This window comes from Kaistella sp. CFF1-2 (assembly GCF_059509915.1).
Window position 1 is genome coordinate 391,072 of the sequence record NZ_JCAKLF010000002.1, and the last position, 16,449, is coordinate 407,520.

Below are 16,449 nucleotides of genomic sequence, written 5' to 3' on the forward strand. Positions count from 1 at the left end.
TTGCATTTATTCAAAATCCACTGATGAATTTAAGTTCAACCAAGATTGCGATTATTGGACAAGGCTATGTCGGCCTTCCGTTAAGTTTGGAATTTGCTAAGCATTTTCCTACAGTCGGTTTTGATACTTCAAAAGAGCGAATTGACGAACTAAAAAAGGCACAAGACTCCACACGGGAAGCTAGTTTTGATGAAATTAACCTAAACTTAAAAAGCCATCTAGACCATACTGTTAAAGGATATTTCCCAACCACAGATTTAAATTGCATCCAAGAATGTAACGTGTTTGTTGTAACTGTCCCCACCCCTATTGACCAATCCAAACGTCCTGATTTCACGCCGCTAATTTCTGCAAGCACCGCAATTGGACAAATTCTTAAAAAAGAGGATATTGTTATTTACGAATCAACTACATATCCGGGATGTACAGAAGAAATTTGTGCTCCAATTTTGGAACAAGAATCGGGACTAAAATTTAATCATGATTTCTTCGTAGGATATTCTCCTGAAAGAATCAACTCTGGCGACAAAGTAAATACACTCATAAAAATAAAGAAAGTAACCGCGGGTTCAACACCTGAAGCTTCCAACTTCGTTGATAAACTATACCAAACGATCATTGTTGCGGGAACTCATAAAGCGCCATCAATAAAAGTCGCTGAAGCATCTAAAGTGATAGAAAATGCCCAGAGAGACGTCAATATTTCTTTTGTAAATGAATTAGCCATTATTTTTGACAAAGTTGGAATTGACACCAATGATGTTTTGGAAGCCGCAGCAACAAAATGGAATTTCTTAAATTACAAACCCGGTCTAGTTGGTGGTCATTGCATTGGCGTAGACCCCTACTATTTAGCTTATAAATCTGAACTTTTAGGTTACATCCCGAATGTTATTTTGTCTGGAAGAAGAGTAAACGACTATATGGGCCGTTTTATAGCGGACAAGGTTGTTAAACTGATGATTTCTAAAAATATCCTAATTAAAAATTCTAAAATCTTGATTTTAGGATTTACATTTAAGGAAAACTGTCCTGACATTCGGAATACAAAAATTGTTGATATTTATAATGAAATTAAGGATTTTGGAAGTGTTCCAACAATTTACGACCCTTGGGCTGACCCAAAATTAGTCGAAAAAGAATATGGGATAGCAGCAACTAATAAATTGGGTGATATTAAAACTACAAAATTTGACGCTATTATACTAGCCGTAGCTCATGATGAATTTAAAAATATAAATATTCATGAGCTAGCATCAGAAAAAGGCGTTGTGTATGATTGTAAGAGTTTTTTAGAAAGATCATCAGTTGATGCACGATTATAAAGTTATGATGCTATTACCAATCTATCACACTTTACAAAGGTAACAATTGCATTATTCGAGCAGATTGCATAATCAATAAAAATATCCCAGAAACTCAACTGTTGTGAACAATCAGGATTTAATATTCAAAGTCAACTAAAAAATGAAATTTTCAATACTTATTGCACATTACAATAATGCCAAGTATTTTGTAGATTGTTTTAATTCTATACAAAAACAGTCCTATGAAAATTGGGAAGCTATTATACTGGATGATTGTTCTAAGGAGGAGGAAAAAATACAAGTTAAAGCATTAATTTCTAACGACTCGAGGTTTAAATTTTACGAAAATGAGGAAAATAAAGGTGTCGGGTTTACGAAGAAAAAATTAATTGACTTAGCCGAAGGGGAGATTTGCGGTTTTGTTGATCCAGATGATGCTATACTTCCAAATGCGATAGAAAACGCTATTACTGAATTTCAAAAGGATGAGAAAACTGTTTTAGCTTACTCTCGATTTGTTTCTTGTGACGAACATTTAAATCCTATAAAAGTTTTTAGTGCTGCAAAACAAGTACAAAATAATGATCCATATTTTTTTAATTTCCCAATACAAATTTCACATTTCGTTACTTTTAGAAAGAATGCGTACGAACATACTGAAAAAATGAACTCTCAGCTAAAAATAGCTGAAGATCAGGATTTATATCTTAAATTGTACGAAAAGGGAAAGGTAAAATTTATTAATCAAGCAAACTATTTATACCGATCGCATGCTGGAGGAATTTCCCAAAACGATAACAAAAAAAAGTCATATGAATTCTGGGGCGAAGCCATTTATTATGCAATGAAAAGAAGAGGCTTACAAAAAATAAATGGCGTTAGCGTTCCTGAAATATTTAGTAATTCTGAAGAAATTTTTAAATTGTTAGAATATCAAAACTCGTTTTCATATAGACTCCAAAAAAAACTTAAAACTCTGTTTCAAAACATTTTGTAATGAGTGAAAAATCAACTAAAATAAAACTTCTATTTAGACACCGCTCCATGGAAATGGGAGGCGTGCAAAAAGTTTTATTAAGTATTCTAAACAACTTAGATCCTGAAAAATTTGAGATGACGGTTTGTATTAACCTGAATCAAGGGGAGCTTCGTGACGAGTTCCCAAAACACGTTCGTAAAGTGTATCTAACGAATGGGCGAGAAGATTTTTCAAAAAACGCACTCCTTCAGAAAATTCAACTTTTTAGAAGAAGCTTGCAACTAAAAAAATACCAAAAACATCCTGAGATCGTTGATCAGAAAATATTAAAGGATACGTACGATATTGAGATCGGAATGACCTATAACGATTATGAGATGGTTTTAAATTCATCCAATAAAAAATCAAAAAAAGTAGCATGGTTTCACACCGAAATTAACACTAAAAAACTTCAACCGATCGTTCCTAAAATCCTATCGAATATGGAACAATTTGATACATTGGTGTATTGTTCATCAAAGATTAAAACCATACTGCACGAAAATCATCCAACACGGAACTATCCAGAAGAAAAAATAATCGTAAATGCCGTTCCAATTAAAGATATAAGAGTAAAAGCTCAAGACTTTATTCCAAAAATTCCCGAAGGCCCAACCTTCTTAGGACTTGGAAGACTTCATGCCAAAAAGGGATTTAATGAGCTGTTGGACGCGCATATTAGATTGGTTAAGGAGGGCTTCAAACACAACATTTTAATTCTTGGCGAAGGTGAGGAATATCAAAACTTAAAAGCTAAAATTGCAGCAAATAATGTTGAAGATACGTTTATCATTGAGCCATTTAAAATGAATCCGTATCCATACATGCTTCATGCAGATTATTTTATGCTTTCGTCATCATCTGAAGCTTGGCCATTGGTTATTGCCGAAGCTTTAATCCTACGCAAACCGATTATTGCGACCAATGTTGGGGATATCAACGAGATCCTACACCATCAAAAAACAGGGCATGTAATTCCGTTTGACACCAATGAAATCTATGAAGCGATGAAATTGTTTCTGACAAATCCAGAATATGTGAAGCAAATCAAAGAAAATTTAAATAATATTGATGCTCAGTTCGACAATGAAAAAATTTTTAACGAAATTGAGTCCTTGTTTGTTGGTTTAATTTCTAAAGAGGCGTCATGCTAGCAAAAATTTTAAACAAAATATTTTCCATAATAGATTCGCTTAAGTGGAATTCCTACTATAAAATGTGCGTTGCGCGAGGACTAAAATTGGGACGTGGCGTTGTTTTGAGAGATGGAATCAACTTTGGAAGTGAACCGTATTTAATTGAAATTGGAGAAAATTCAAGAGTTTCTTCAAAAGTATCGTTCATCACCCATAGCGGTGGACAATTGCTGATGCGAAAAATTGAAGAATACAAAGATGTTCGAATTTTTGGAAGGATAAAAATTGGAAAAAATACGTTCGTTGGCGCTCATTCTATTATTACCCACAATGTTCAGATTGGCGACAATTGTATTATTGCGACAGGCTCTATTGTAAGTTCTTCGGTACCCAATAATTCCGTTTACGGTGGGGTTCCAGCAAAATTTATCTGTTCTATTGAAGACTATTACGAAAAAAAGAAAAAAGATAGCGTAGACTACCCTCGCGAGCTAGAAAACGACCGTCCAAAATTAGATGAATACCTCATCAAAAATCTTCCGCACTCCTATAAACCAGTTCGCTAATCCATGTCAACTAAGAAGAAAATATTGATTCGGATTGGCTCGCTTCGTCATGGTGGTGCGGAGAAAGTTTTGGCGACTTTTCTTAAAAATCTACCCAAGGACAAGTACGAAATTGATCTTTTATTGAATTTGTATTCAGGTAAATATTTGACTGAGATTCCGGATTGGATCAACGTTTTATACCTCAACAAAGGGGAGATGATTACCACCAATCGGCTACAAGATATTCCTGAAAAAGCCTATCGTGTTATCTATCAAAAAATATTGAAAAAATTTCCGAAGCTTCTGTACAACGGAAAACTAAAAGGAAAGAAATACGATATCGAATTAGCCGCTATTCATGGTTTTCGTGATGAAATTTTAAATTCGCCAATTTCATCTTCTAAAAAAATAGTGTGGATTCACAACGACCTTCGAAAAACGGAGTTTCATAACTACACAGACGATGAAATCAGAAAATTCTTTGGATTTGATAAAATTCTAGTTATTTCTAAGCAAATTCAAGAAGATTTTGAAAACTTGTCTAGAAAGCAAGATGAAAAATCAAGAATTGTTCGGATTTACAATCCATTAGATACGGAAGAAATTCTCACTAAAGCGGAAAAACCAGTTGAAAATTATCAGTTTGATTCAACGATTCCTACTTTTATTTCTGTAGGAACTGTTTTCCCTCAAAAAGGATTTGACAGACTTTTGAAAGTTCACAAACGATTATTGGAAGAAGGTTTTCCGCATAAAATTTTAATCGTGGGTGATGGCTACGATTTTGAAAACATCAAAAATTTAAAATCAGAACTTCAAGTTGATGAAACAGCAACTTTATTAGGCTTCACCAACAATCCTTATCCCTACTTCAAAAAAGCGGATTTCTATATTTTATGTTCGCGTTATGAAGGATTTCCAACGGTTTTATTTGAAGCGATTACCTTGAAAAAGAACATCATTTCGACCGATGTTTCTGGAGCTGCAGAAATGCTAGACAACGGAAGCTTAGGAATGATGGTAGATAACAGCGAAGATGGAATTTACACCGGAATGCGGACCGCATTAGAAAACCCAAATTCATTTGACGAGTATCAAAAAAACTTGGAATCCTACGAAGTCCCATTTACATTAAAAAATTCAGTTACAAGCATTGAAAAAATACTAGACAATTTATAAAAAAAACAGCTAACCGCTGCTTTTTCTTTTATTGAATTCTATACGCAATCATCTTATTTTCAGACGTACTGGCTGTATTCCCTTTTAAAGCGAAATTAACCAATCGAATCCCTTTCAACCCTGAAACATTAAACAATTGGGTAGAAACCTTAAGATAATACGTCTTATCTCCACCTGAATTATTATTAATAATTTGTTCGCCTCCCACTTGCATGGATTTTGACGGGCCTACTACGGCATTACTAACTTTATTCGGTCCAATAACATTAGTAGAAATAACATTAGCATCGTGATTGTACCCCTTTGAATAGTTATCCGAATTATCTGCAAAATAGGTTCGTACCCACAATGCAACGTTTGCAGGAATAGCGTCAGTCCATGTATCAGTAGTATAATCAGAACTATACTGCACATTAGCTATATTATTAAAAATAACCAACCATTTCCCTTGAGGCAACGTAATACTAGTCCCCGTGTAAACTATTTCCGAATGGTATCTCCATGTTGGATCGGGATAACTTGTAGCAGACCCATCATAATAATTCAAAACGGTATAATCTTTAGTCCCATACGTTGGACCGTAGTTTTTCACTGATAAATCCATTTCTTTCCATGATGCATTTCCATTTTCATCAGAAACAAGAACTTGCCCTGCTGCCAAACCAACAATACTAGCCGGCTCAAAACGCATGCTGCCATTCACATCAAGCTTTTCTGTAGGCGCTTTCGTATTAATACCAACATTTCCTGCCTGCGCATAAAATAAAGCAGTAAAAGAGAAGCTTATAAAAAGTAAAATCTTTTTCATCTTAAAACTTAGTTTTCGTTAATTGGCATTGCATATAACTGATTTTCTGGTGTGGTTTTTAAACCAAAATCTTTAAAGTTAACCGTAGAACTCCCACTTATTCTTTCAATATTCGCAAGTATATAATACGTTTTATTGGTTAATGACGGGTTATTAATAAACATATTTCCAGAAACGTAATCTTTAGGTAAAGGGCCTAAAAGTCGACCAAACATTTCTCCTTTTCCCGCGCTGTAGTTTTCAGCCGATATAAAATCTGAGGTTGCAGTGGTTGATGATGCGTCATCTGCCAAAGAAACTCGACAATTATAAGCACTATCGGTTTGTGAACTAATAGAAGAACTTGGAGTTAAAACGAGTGTGCCAGTGATATTCCATTTACCTGGAGGAACTGAAATGGGAATCCCAGTATTTTGCCAATTAGGAGCGACAGTAGAAATTGTAACACCCGTTGCGGATAATGGAAAAACAACCGTACTTCTAAAAACGCCAGTTGCAACCTTATTAAATGTTCCAAGTCCATCCGCACTTTTAATAGTCCAGTTGGCATCTGTCGTTGTAACAGCATCTCGAACTCTTAAAATATAATCATTATTTGTTTTCACGTGCAAAGTTGATGAAGGACTTACGGTCCCGATACCAATATTCTGAGCAGAAGCTAGTGACGCAAAAAATAAGCCTAAATAAATAAACGTTGTTTTCATTTTGAGTTTTTATTCAATTGGAATTGCATAAATTCGGTTCTCCGACCATATATTTGAAGCCAAACGATCTAAAGAAACTGTCGAAGTTGACGTGGTAGGGTACTTTACCGCTTTCCCCCACAAATAGTAAGTTTTAGAGACATTATCTTTATTCTCTATTAAAACCGAACCTTGTAATAAATTGTAAATAGAAGGCGTATAGGCAGTTCCTCCCATCATAGTAGATGATCCTTCAACATAATCCGTTGTTGGGGTTGATGACGTGTTAGAATCCGCTAAATAGGTTTCTACAACGTAGCCCTCATCAGTACTACCTCCAAGGTCTCGAACAGTTAATAGGAATGAAAGCTTCACGATCCATTTTCCGGGTGAAAGCGTAATAAAGCTTTTAAAGTAAGTGTCATTAGTAATGGTTTTGACAGTATATCCATCTTGAACTTCAAAACTTCCATAGACGGGTAAAGGAACGGCATTCGCCCATTTCATTGCTCCCGTATCATAAACTCTAAGAATTTTCCCCTTTCCTTGAGATGGATGTTCCAAGCGAAGACTCCCCTTCACATGAAGTGTTGTTTGGGGCGCAGTGGTACCAATCCCAACTTTTCCACTTTGCGAAAACAACAAGCCCGATGGCATAAACACCATCATATATAGTAATTTTCTCATGAATTACGCGTTTTTTGAGACTACAAAGATACAGTATATTTTTCATAGACAAACACTTACATATAGGTGTTCCATAATTTCTAAAAATACCATAAATTTGAAAGTGAGAAAAAAACTATGGAGTATTCTATCATTCAAAAAGATTTTTATCGGGAAAGCGGAAAATGGCTTTCTAAACCTCAAATTTGGGGCAAATGCATCAACCCAAATTTGCATTTTGTTTATATTTTGAGGAAGTGCCAAATCCACCCTAAAAAATCGATAAAAGGACTTTTTTGGAGAATGGTACTTCGAAGGCATCAGATTAAATACGGATTTCAAATTTATCCAGAAACCAAAATTGGAGCAGGTTTTTATCTCGGACATTGGGGCGCTGTAGTGATCAACCCAAATGCTCAAATCGGAACCAACTGCAATATGGCGCAAGGCGTAACGGTTGGTCAACAAAACCGAGGCAAGAATCAAGGATTCCCGAAAATCGGAAATGAAGTTTGGATTGGTCCTAATGCGGTCATCGTTGGCGGAATCACCATTGGAAACAATGTTTTAATTGCTCCAAATGCCTACGTAAACTTCGATGTACCGGACAATTCCGTCGTTGTAGGAAACCCAGCAAGCGTCACATCAAACGAGCAGGCAACCGAAGGTTACATCAACAATAAAATATGACATTCGTCATATCCACATATTAAATTTTGTTAAAAGAATTTTATTTTTAATCAAAAAATTTATTTTTGCATAATTATTGATTCAATCTATCGAAAGACAAAATAATTTTGTATTTATAAATAATTAAAACCCGCAGAACAGATGCCAAAAACGTACGAAGTTATTTTTGAAAACAATAAAAACTGGGTTGAATCTAAAATCGCTGAAAATCCTGAGTATTTTCATGAGCTTGCTAAAACGCAAAATCCTGATTATTTATACATAGGATGCTCCGATTCGAGAGTAACGGCAGAAGAGTTAATGGGTGCCAAACCTGGTGAAGTTTTCGTAACAAGAAACATCGCCAATGTGGTGAACACCTTAGACATGAGCTCTACAGCAGTTATTGAATATGCGGTAGAACACCTAAAAGTGAAACACATTATCGTTTGCGGACATTATAATTGCGGTGGTGTAAAAGCAGCGATGACGCCCGAAGATTTGGGTTTAATGAATCCTTGGTTGCGAAACATTAGAGATGTCTATCGTTTGCACCAAGCCGAATTAAATGCGATTGATGACTTAGCCAAAAGATACGATCGCTTGGTGGAGTTGAATGTTCAAGAACAATGCATCAATGTTATTAAAATGGCATGCGTTCAAGAACGATATATCTTAGATGAATATCCCATTGTACATGGTTGGGTATTCGATTTGAGAACAGGAAAAATAATCGACTTGGAAATCGATTTTGAAAAAATATTAAAAGACATCCAAAAAATATACGACCTAACCAATTCGGATTGGGTGATGAACCGAAAAAAATAATCGGTTCTAAAAAAATAAAGAAAAAGAGAGAATGAAATTCTGGAGTATCCTTACGTTATTCGTATTTATCAATTTCACAGCGCTTCCTACAGTTGCTGCGATTTTGGATTGGGATCTTCCGCAAACAGCATTGATGGCCAATGAAGAAGAAAATCATTCATCTAACTTTTCAATTACAGAAAAAACACTTCCAGAGACTCTGGATGTACATAAATTCATCAAATTTTTTCAGTCGGACATTTCACAGAAAGACTTCGTTGCAACCAACGAATCCCTGTTTATTCCTCCGCACATTTCTATCATATCCCCCCCTCCCGAAGCATAGCTTTTGACATTCGACATGTGAACGGCTCCTTGTGAGCGCATTACATCTTCTATCAAATTAAATTTTTCACCCGCATGGGATGTTCAAATACGAACATGCATGCACTCAATTTCATGGAAAAATGAAAAAAGCAAAAACTTTGTTCGGGGGGATGAAAGAAAATTTCCCTTCAGGACTAGTTGTGTTCTTAGTAGCACTACCCTTATGTTTAGGAATCGCATTAGCATCGGGTGCTCCCCCTTTATCAGGAGTTATTTCAGGAATTATTGGCGGTATCGTCGTTGGTTTTATAAGTAATTCAAATATATCAGTAACCGGTCCAGCCGCGGGATTAACGGCTATTGTATTAACAGCAATTACGGATTTAGGTGCTTTTGATTTATTTTTAACGGCAGGAATTATCGCCGGATTATTACAATTGGTTTTAGGATTTATTCGAGCTGGAAGTATTTCGAATTATTTCCCAAACAACGTTATTGAAGGAATGCTTGCCGGTATCGGAATCATCATTGTTTTAAAACAAATTCCGCATGCCGTAGGTTTCGATAATGAAAATTTCAGCAACGAAACGCTGTTCGAAAACGGTATTAACTTCTCTTATTTTGCAGAAGCATTTTCCGCAATTCATCCAGGAGCAGTCGTTGTTACGTTAGTTTCCATCGCTATTTTATTGGCTTGGGATCATATTCCGGCTTTAAAGAAATTGAAACTTTTACCAGGAGCATTAGTTGCAGTAGCTACCGGAATTGCATTAAATGAAATCTTCAAAATGACGGGAAGCAGTTTAGCAATTGGTTCAAAAAACCTCGTAACACTGCCTGTTCCGCAGTCGTTAGACGATTTCAAAAACATGATAACACTACCCGATTTCAACGGATTAACCAATCCTAAAGTATGGATTGTTGGAGCAACCATCGCGGTTGTCGCATCGATTGAAACACTTCTTTGCATTGAAGCTTCGGATCGATTGGATGTGAAAAGAAGAATTACCGATACCAATTTAGAATTACGTGCGCAAGGCGTTGGAAACTTAGTGAGCTCTTTTATTGGTGGACTTCCGATGACTTCGGTTGTTGTTCGAAGTTCGGCTAATGCAAGTGCAGGAGCAACTTCAAAAATGTCAGCGATTATCCACGGCGTACTATTGCTAGTTTGCGTGTTGACTATTCCCTTTATTTTAAATTTAATTCCTCTTGCGACTTTAGCAGCGGTACTAATTCTTGTTGGATACAAACTTGCAAAACCGGCGACCTTCAAACACTTTTGGCATAACGGAAAATATCAATTCATTCCGTTCCTAGCAACCGTTCTTGCCGTTGTATTCACGGATTTGTTGAAAGGAGTTGGAATCGGATTGTTGATTTCCGTATTCTACATTCTTCAAGGAAATATGAAACGAGCCTACTATTTAAGTCGTGAAGAACTTAATGATACCGACGAATTCACATTAAAATTAGCTGAAGAGGTATCGTTTCTAAACAAAGCAGCGATTAAGAAAACCTTGAAAAATGTAAATCCTGGCTCTTCGGTAACCATTGACGCTCGTGGAACGTCCTATATCACTACGGATGTACTCGACCTCATCCAAGATTTCGCCAATGTTCGAGCCAAAGAAGAAGACATAGATGTAAAACTCATTGGCTTCCGAACTTCTTACAAAGACTATGCGAACGATGAAGATTCGCATGTATTAATCACCCACAGACGAGCGATGTAAGCTCAAATTCTAACGTATTAAAATTAAACAATATGAAAGCACATACTTCAGAAACTCAAGCAACGATAACACCAGAAAAAGCGCTTCAATTCTTACAAGAAGGGAATCAAAGATTTGTAAACAATCTAAAAGTAAATCGAAATCTTCTAGAACAAGTGAATGACACAAGAGCTGGACAGTGGCCTTTTGCCGTGGTTTTAAGCTGTATTGATAGTCGAACTTCTGCCGAACTTATTTTTGATCAAGGTTTAGGAGACATTTTCAGTGTTCGAATTGCAGGAAACTTTGTAAATCAGGACATTCTTGGTTCTATGGAATTTGGATGTAACGTTGCCGGTTCTAAACTGGTTGTAGTCCTTGGTCATAGCAAATGTGGCGCTTTGAAAGGCGGTTTGGATGCGGCGAAAATTGAAGAATTAGGAATGGATAATTTGAACCATTTGATTTATCATTTCGATCCTATCATTAACGAAATTATCCAAGATGGCGAGGAAAGAAGCTCCAAAAATGAAGATTTATTAGAACGTTTGAACGTTAGCAATGTTCAACAATCAATTGAAGATATTCGTCATCAGAGCTCAACATTGAGGGCTTTGGAAAAAGAAGGAAAAATAAAAATTGTAGGCGCCAATTATTGTGTAGAAACAGGCGTTGTTACTTGGTTATAGACTCATTTTCATCTTTATATTCATCCGAGCGGGCGCAGCAAAAGCTGCGCCCGCTTTTTATTTACGGTTCAACATGAACGAAATGTTAATAAATCCCTATTTTTGAAAAAAATCTATTTGAAAAATCTACTCCAAAAAACTTCGATTGTGTGGTGGCCCATCGGATTCTATTTCCTTGTGGTCTTCATCCTTTCATTTTTTGGATCCAAACTAGAAATTGCTTTTTCAAAAGAGATTTTACAAAATAGAATTCTCTATTTCGTCGCTTGGCTCCTTTGTTTTATAGCCTTTAATTTTGCTACAAGAAAAGTTTGGGTTACACTTTCTTTTATCCTTGCGTATGCCTTGTTAAGTGTCTTGTACAAAGAAACCGCAAGTCTCAATCAGCTCTTTTTTACACCAATTGACGCTCATTTACTCGAATTAGATCAAAAATTATTTGGTTTTCAACCTTCTTTAATGTTTTCAGAAAAGCTTAATCAAGCCTTCTTTAGCGAATTGTTTTTCATGGGTTATTTTTCGTACTACCTTATGCCTATTGCAATTTTGGTCTATTTATACGTAAGATTTCCAGAGAAAATCCAAGAATTTGGTTTCTATTTAATCGGCTCATTTATTGTGTATTATCTATTTTTCATTTTGATTCCTGCATACGGACCACAATTCTATTTTAACGCACCTCAAAATCAAATTGAAGCGCAAGGCCTCTTTGGAAACCTCATCAAAATCATTCAGAAAAATGGTGAAGCGCCAACCGCCGCTTTTCCTAGTTCACACGTAGGAATCGCCTACATCATGCTTGTTTGGTTATTTCGCAACAAACTCAAACTTCGATATTTTCTAGCTCCCTTTGTGTTTATTCTCACTTTTTCAACGATTTACATAAAAGCGCATTGGGCTATTGATAGCCTTGTTGGACTGCTTTCAGTCGTACTTGTTTACCCTCTGGTTACTTACATTTATAAACGAATTCCATGTCAATACAAATCCGTGAAGTAAAATCGGCATCCGATTTAAAAACCTTTATTTATTTGCCAGAAAAAATCCATCAGGATCACACCAATTGGGTACATCCGCTGTACATGGATGAAGAAAAATTCTTCAATTCAGAGAAAAATCCAGCTTTTAAATCCAATACGACGATACTTGCTTTAGCGTTTGAAAATGAAAAACCTATTGGTCGAATTATGGGAATCATCCCATTAGAATTCAACAATTTACATCATACGAAAACAACTCGATTCAGTTATTTGGAATGCTACAAAAATCAAAATGTGTTTAATGAATTACTTCAATTCATCGAAAACTGGGCAAAAAATTTTGGTTGCAACCAAATTATAGGTCCAATGGGCTTTTCGGATAAAGAGCCTCAAGGATTTTTAACAAAAGGATTCACGGAACCACACATGATGGTTACCAATCACAGTTTCCCATTTATGGTTGATTTTATTTCGGAAAAAGGCTACCGTCCGTATGTGGAACTTTGTCAATACGAGGTTCCCTTAAACAAGGAATTACCCGTTAAATACGAAAAATTTGCGGATCGTGTTATCCGACAATTGGATATTCAAGTCTTAGAATTTAAAACCACTAAGCAGATAAAACAATATATAAAGCCGATTTTTAATTTGATTAACAAAACGTACACGGATATTTACGGATTTACGAAGATTAGTGAGGAAGAAGCGGAAGAATTTGCCAATCGATTTTTGCCTTTACTCAACCCAAAATTGATTAAAATTATCACCAACAAACAAAACGAAGTAATTGCTTTTGTAATCGCCATGCCTAACATCAACGAAGGCATCAAAAAAGCGAAAGGACGATTGCTGCCTTTGGGCTGGTTTCACATTTATCAATCCATGAAAAAATCAAAACGATTGGTATTACTGCTTGGTTCGGTACGAAATGACATGCAAAACAAAGGTTTGGACGCCGTTTTAGCGATTAAATTGATTTCTTCGGCACTTGAATTGGACTTACAAGAAATGGATAGCCACCTCATCATGCGCGAAAACGTAAAAATGCGTGGCATCATCGAGCGAATTGATAAAAACCGAATGTATAAAGAATACACGATATTTTCAAAATTCCTGATTGGGCAAAATGTGATTTAATTACTTCCCGTTGAAGATGTTCATCGTATTAGTAATGCCCGCAAAAACAAAGGAAAGAACGGCATCCGAAAACGTTGAAATACGTTCCGGAAGTCTTTCATTTTCCGCATCATCCCATTCGCCAATCACGTAATCAATTTGTTTTCCTTTTTCAAATTCGGAAGAAATCCCAAAGCGTAAACGAGCATAATTTTGTGTATTCAAAACTTCTTGAATATTTTTCAGACCGTTATGACCCGCATCGGAACCTTTCTTTTTCATACGAAGGCTTCCAAAAGGCAACGCCAAATCATCAGTAACCACCAAGACATTTTCTAAAGGAATATTTTCTTTTTGCATCCAAAATTTAACGGCATTTCCCGATAAATTAACATAGGTATCTGGCTTTAAAAGTAAGACTTTACGGCCCTTATATTTTCCTTCGGCCATCCATCCAAAATTAACCGAGTTAAAAGGAACTTCCAACTTTTCGGCTACTTTTTCAACAACTTTAAAACCAATATTGTGGCGCGTATTGACGTATTTATCGCCTTTGTTTCCGATACCAATGATAAGATACTTCATGCTGCAAAAATAGAGTTTTTTCGTCTTTTCCTCGAATTCAAGGAAATAATTATCTTTAGCTTGCGTTTCAAAAGTATATCAACAAAAAAATAAATGATGACAAAATTTAAACTTCTCTTCTATCCACTACTACTTGTTTGTTCTATTTTTCTGATACAAAGTTGTTCCAGTTCGGATGACGACTCTGAAAATCCAACAAATCCGGTAAAACTTGATCAAAAAATTAACTTTACGACGGAAGCCACACCAGGAAGCGAAATTACAATTGGCGTAGCGGGATACCAAACGAACAAACCAATGCGAGTTGATTGGGGCGATGGAACTTTTGTTGATGTAAAAACGAATGAAGACGCCATAGTAAAAGGAAGTGTAAAAGGGAAAAGCATTAGTATTCTTTATGATAATTTTGATGAAATCCACCTTACTAAAGCTAAATTAACCTCCATCAATTTTCAAAACAGCCCCAACTTAAAACAAATTGCATTAGATCAAAATTTGCTTACCAGCGTTGATTTTTCTAAAACTCCAGTTGCTGAACATATATATTTAAGTGATAATAAAATAGCAAAATTGGATCTATCAAAACTTCCTAAACTTTTTGGTTTAGGTGTTAATAATAATTTGCTCACGTCCATTGATTTAAGCTTAAGCCCTGAATTACGAAATTTGGACATATCGGGAAACAAACTAACGAGCTTGGATATTTCTAAAAATCCGGAAATGTTTGGCGTCACTTTTAATTTCAATGATATTACGTCAATAAATTTAAGTCAGAATCCAAATTTAGTACAGCTTAATGCCGTAAACAATACAAAAATTGCTAAAATCGACTTCACAAAAAATACGAAGCTACGGTATTTCGATCTTTCAGGAACAACGGTTAGTACGTTAGATTTAACTAAAAATCCAGAATTAGAACAAATTTCATTATCCACAAAAAGCATTACGGCTGCAAAACTTTTAGAAATTATCAAAGTGCTGCCCACAAGAACAACAACTGGAAAAGGCACGTACTATACAACCCAAAGTGAACATGCAACAACGGCTGTGAAAACGGCTTTTCGAGCGAAAAATTGGGATCTAAGATTGAGTGGACAAATTGTAAACTAGTAAAATAATTATCGTTAGCTTTCGTTTCAAAAGTATAACGAATAAGAAAACATGAAAAAGCTAAAATTTCTCTTCTATCCAATTCTGTTAATTTGTTCTATCTTTTTAATACAAAGTTGTTCAAATTCAGATGATGAAGTAATTGTCCCCGTAGATCCGACAAAACCAGAAACGTATAGGGCTACTGTTTCCTTTACAACAGATGCATCAGTAGGAACTAAGATAAAAATTGGCTTTTCTGACAAGCGAATTGGCCAAATCATACGAGTCGATTGGGGCGACGGAAATTTTGTCAATGAAGAAATTGGTAATAGAACAATTATCCCAGGAATTACAAAAGGAAAAACAATTAGATACTACCTAAGTGATATTCAAGAAATCTCCATTTATGATTCGAAAATTACGTCTATTGATTTATCCAAATCTCCTAATTTGACTAAACTAGATTTGGTTGGTAACAGCCTTACAAGTATTGATTTATCAAAGACACCGTTGCTGAAGGATGTGTATGTTGACGACAATAAATTAACAAAAATAGACGTCTCTAGACTTTCGCAACTTGAAGATCTCACTGCTATGAGAAACGAACTAACGACTGTAGACTTAACGAAAAATCCACAATTGCGTTATGTGTCATTGGGTAGAAATAAACTAAAAACACTGGATTTCACCAAAAACCCGAAGTTAACTTCAATTGGATTCGACTTTAACGAAGTTACTACCGTTGATTTGAGCCAAAATTTACAGCTCTACGGTTTTGATGGAAGCAATAATCCTCTGGTGAGTCTTGATGTCACAAAAAACACAAAATTGCTTGATCTAGCACTTTCAGATACTCCTATAACCAATATAGATTTATCTAAAAATCAAAAATTAAATCAATTGGAGTTATCCTCAAAACTATTTACACCTGCGAAACTTTTAGAAATAATCAAAGTTTTACCAACACATAAAACAGATTTTAAGGGAACCTTCATATCGTATGAAGAGTTCCAAGCAACTACCGCTGTAAAAACGGCGCTGCGTGCAAAAAATTGGGATATGCGATTAAACACGCAAATTGTCAATTAACAGAATTCGGGTTGAGCTTTGCTCAACCCGAATTC

At 35.6% G+C, this 16,449-nt stretch carries 18 protein-coding genes; 14 read left to right on the forward strand and 4 right to left on the reverse strand.

Annotation, left to right across the window (positions count from 1 at the left end):
* Positions 1-23 precede the first annotated feature (23 nt).
* The 5 genes from AC5XHR_RS06900 to AC5XHR_RS06920 all read left to right on the forward strand — a co-directional run bounded on the left by AC5XHR_RS06900 (position 24) and on the right by AC5XHR_RS06920 (position 5,188).
* Positions 24-1,325: a nucleotide sugar dehydrogenase gene (locus AC5XHR_RS06900; RefSeq protein WP_495950045.1), complete on the forward strand. Its 1,302-nt coding sequence runs from the start codon at positions 24-26 to the stop codon at positions 1,323-1,325.
* Between the two features lie 142 nt (positions 1,326-1,467).
* A complete protein-coding gene (locus AC5XHR_RS06905; RefSeq protein WP_495950046.1) occupies positions 1,468-2,304 on the forward strand; it encodes a glycosyltransferase family 2 protein in 837 nt (278 codons plus the stop codon).
* Entirely contained in the window at positions 2,304-3,479 is a 1,176-nt protein-coding gene (locus AC5XHR_RS06910) for a glycosyltransferase (protein WP_495950047.1), read from the forward strand. The genes AC5XHR_RS06905 and AC5XHR_RS06910 overlap by 1 nt, the downstream gene beginning before the upstream one ends.
* Positions 3,473-4,027 carry an acyltransferase gene (locus AC5XHR_RS06915; protein WP_495950048.1) on the forward strand — a complete coding sequence of 185 codons (555 nt, stop codon included), beginning with the start codon at positions 3,473-3,475 and terminating at the stop codon, positions 4,025-4,027. Before AC5XHR_RS06910 ends, AC5XHR_RS06915 begins: the two co-directional genes overlap by 7 nt.
* A 3-nt stretch (positions 4,028-4,030) precedes the next feature.
* Positions 4,031-5,188: a glycosyltransferase gene (locus AC5XHR_RS06920; RefSeq protein WP_495950049.1), complete on the forward strand. Its 1,158-nt coding sequence runs from the start codon at positions 4,031-4,033 to the stop codon at positions 5,186-5,188.
* A gap of 28 nt (positions 5,189-5,216) precedes the next feature.
* Here the strand turns inward: AC5XHR_RS06920 and AC5XHR_RS06925 are convergent, their stop codons facing one another.
* From AC5XHR_RS06925 to AC5XHR_RS06935, 3 genes are read right to left on the reverse strand one after another with little or no spacing between them, the layout of a single operon-like run.
* Positions 5,217-5,996, reverse strand: a complete 780-nt coding sequence (locus AC5XHR_RS06925) for a hypothetical protein (protein ID WP_495950050.1) — start codon at positions 5,994-5,996, stop codon at positions 5,217-5,219.
* 8 nt (positions 5,997-6,004) lie between these two features.
* Positions 6,005-6,700 (reverse strand): hypothetical protein, encoded by a 696-nt coding sequence (locus AC5XHR_RS06930; protein ID WP_495950051.1) that lies wholly within the window; start codon positions 6,698-6,700, stop codon positions 6,005-6,007.
* 9 nt (positions 6,701-6,709) lie between these two features.
* The gene (locus AC5XHR_RS06935) at positions 6,710-7,366 is read right to left on the reverse strand and encodes a hypothetical protein (RefSeq protein WP_495950052.1); all 657 of its coding nucleotides are present in this window, start codon (positions 7,364-7,366) and stop codon (positions 6,710-6,712) included.
* A gap of 117 nt (positions 7,367-7,483) precedes the next feature.
* Here AC5XHR_RS06935 and AC5XHR_RS06940 point away from each other — a divergent pair, with 117 nt between their 5' ends.
* The 7 genes from AC5XHR_RS06940 (at position 7,484) to AC5XHR_RS06970 (ending at position 13,669) form a co-directional block, all read left to right on the forward strand.
* The gene (locus AC5XHR_RS06940; RefSeq protein WP_495950053.1) at positions 7,484-8,035 is read left to right on the forward strand and encodes a serine acetyltransferase; all 552 of its coding nucleotides are present in this window, start codon (positions 7,484-7,486) and stop codon (positions 8,033-8,035) included.
* A 141-nt stretch (positions 8,036-8,176) separates the two neighbouring features.
* Complete coding sequence (locus AC5XHR_RS06945) at positions 8,177-8,842, forward strand: carbonic anhydrase (RefSeq protein ID WP_495950054.1); 666 nt, start codon at positions 8,177-8,179, stop codon at positions 8,840-8,842.
* 31 nt (positions 8,843-8,873) lie between these two features.
* Entirely contained in the window at positions 8,874-9,167 is a 294-nt protein-coding gene (locus tag AC5XHR_RS06950) for a hypothetical protein (RefSeq protein ID WP_495950055.1), read from the forward strand.
* 121 nt (positions 9,168-9,288) lie between these two features.
* Positions 9,289-10,884, forward strand: a complete 1,596-nt coding sequence (locus AC5XHR_RS06955; RefSeq protein ID WP_495950056.1) for a SulP family inorganic anion transporter — start codon at positions 9,289-9,291, stop codon at positions 10,882-10,884.
* 32 nt (positions 10,885-10,916) lie between these two features.
* On the forward strand, positions 10,917-11,552 hold the full coding sequence (locus AC5XHR_RS06960) for a carbonic anhydrase (RefSeq protein WP_495950057.1): 636 nt from the start codon (positions 10,917-10,919) through the stop codon (positions 11,550-11,552).
* Between the two features lie 117 nt (positions 11,553-11,669).
* Positions 11,670-12,551 carry a phosphatase PAP2 family protein gene (locus tag AC5XHR_RS06965; RefSeq protein WP_495950058.1) on the forward strand — a complete coding sequence of 294 codons (882 nt, stop codon included), beginning with the start codon at positions 11,670-11,672 and terminating at the stop codon, positions 12,549-12,551.
* Positions 12,527-13,669: a hypothetical protein gene (locus tag AC5XHR_RS06970; protein WP_495950059.1), complete on the forward strand. Its 1,143-nt coding sequence runs from the start codon at positions 12,527-12,529 to the stop codon at positions 13,667-13,669. The genes AC5XHR_RS06965 and AC5XHR_RS06970 overlap by 25 nt, the downstream gene beginning before the upstream one ends.
* Here the strand turns inward: AC5XHR_RS06970 and pth are convergent, their stop codons facing one another.
* The gene (gene pth / locus AC5XHR_RS06975; RefSeq protein WP_495950060.1) at positions 13,670-14,233 is read right to left on the reverse strand and encodes an aminoacyl-tRNA hydrolase; all 564 of its coding nucleotides are present in this window, start codon (positions 14,231-14,233) and stop codon (positions 13,670-13,672) included.
* Positions 14,234-14,326: 93 nt separating this feature from the next.
* Here pth and AC5XHR_RS06980 point away from each other — a divergent pair, with 93 nt between their 5' ends.
* Together AC5XHR_RS06980 and AC5XHR_RS06985 are read left to right on the forward strand one after the other, a co-directional pair.
* Entirely contained in the window at positions 14,327-15,343 is a 1,017-nt protein-coding gene (locus tag AC5XHR_RS06980; RefSeq protein WP_495950061.1) for a leucine-rich repeat domain-containing protein, read from the forward strand.
* Positions 15,344-15,394: 51 nt separating this feature from the next.
* Positions 15,395-16,414, forward strand: coding sequence for a leucine-rich repeat domain-containing protein (locus tag AC5XHR_RS06985; protein WP_495950062.1), 1,020 nt, complete (start codon positions 15,395-15,397; stop codon positions 16,412-16,414).
* The last annotated feature ends 35 nt before the right edge of the window (positions 16,415-16,449 follow it).